General features: G+C 76.8%; 1 protein-coding gene. It reads right to left on the minus strand.

What is annotated here, in order from left to right:
• Positions 1-57: 57 nt before the first annotated feature.
• The gene (locus ACFU6K_RS39165; RefSeq protein ID WP_380671472.1) at positions 58-1,107 is read right to left on the minus strand and encodes a family 2 encapsulin nanocompartment cargo protein polyprenyl transferase; all 1,050 of its coding nucleotides are present in this window, start codon (positions 1,105-1,107) and stop codon (positions 58-60) included.
• Positions 1,108-1,323: the final 216 nt, after the last annotated feature.

The following is a 1,323-nucleotide window of genomic DNA, read 5'->3' on the forward strand; positions in this document are numbered from 1 at the left end:
GGCCGACTTCCCACTCCTGGGGAGACACCGGGGACGCGCCCGACGCGGGCGGCCCGCTCAGTGGGTGCGGCGGGTGACCAGCTCGGCGAGCGCCAGCAGCTCGTCGGCCGCGGCCGGCTCCGGGACCGCGGCGGCCAGCTGCGCCATCGCCGTGGCCATCCGCTCGCAGGACTCGCCCTGCGCCCAGCCGCGCCCGCCGGCCGCCTCGACGGCCGCCGCGCACTGCGCCAACTCCTCGGGGCTCAGCGGGCGTTCGATCGCGTACAGCTCGGCCAGCCGCTTGCCGTCCACGGTGCCGGACCCCAGTGCCGCGACCACCGGCAGCGACTTCTTCCGGGCGACCAGGTCCGCGCCGACCGGCTTGCCGGTGACCGCCGGATCCCCCCAGATGCCGATCAGGTCGTCGATCAGCTGGAAGGCCAGGCCGATCTCCCGGCCGAAGCCGTCCAGCGCCTGCGCCGCCTCCTCGGAGGCGCCCCCGTACAGGGCGCCCATCGAGCAGGCCGCGCCGAGCAGCGCGCCGGTCTTGGCCTCCGCCATCGCCAGGCACTCGGGCAGCGAGACGTCGTCGCGCCGCTCGAAGGCGCAGTCGATCTGCTGGCCCTCGCAGAGCTCGACCACGCAGTCGGCGAGCCGGCGGATCGAGCCGTGGGCGGCCGGGTGGGTGTCCTCGGCGAGCAGGCGCAGCGCGAGGGAGTGCATGGCGTCGCCGGCCAGGATGGCCTCGGTGGTGCCGAACACCCGCCAGGCGGTGGGCCGGTGGCGCCGGGTGTCGTCCCGGTCGATGACGTCGTCATGGAGCAGGGTGAAGTTGTGCACCAGCTCCACCGCGGCGGCCGCGGCGACGGCCTCGTCGGGCCTGCCGCCCAGGGCCTGGGTGGCGGCGAGGACCATGGCCGGCCGGATCGCCTTGCCGGCGGGGGCCTCGGTGGGGGTGCCGTCCGCCTCCCACCAGCCGAAGTGGTAGCCGGACACCTTGCGCATGGTGCCGGGCAGCGAGTCGACGGCGGCCCGCAGGACCGGGTCGACCAGGGCGCGGGTCCGGGCGAGGATGTCCGCCGCCTCGTGCCCCTCTTTGTGGTCCCGCTCCAGCGTGGGACTCGTCATGGGTCTCTCCCCCTGTCGGGCGCCTGTCGTGGGACGGCCCGCCGACGGCGGACCGGAGTTGCGCTGGGGTGCCGGGCGCGGTCGCGCTTCGCCCCGGCCGCGTTCGGCCCGGGCCGACCGGGTCCGCACGCGCCGGGTCCGCACGCACCGGGGTCGTGCCGGCCGGGCCCGTACGCAGAGGACCTGGACCCGTACGCGCCGGGGCCGCCGTCCGGT

This window comes from Kitasatospora sp. NPDC057512, from assembly GCF_042802135.1.
In the GTDB taxonomy this organism is placed as follows: Bacteria; Actinomycetota; Actinomycetes; order Streptomycetales; family Streptomycetaceae; genus Kitasatospora.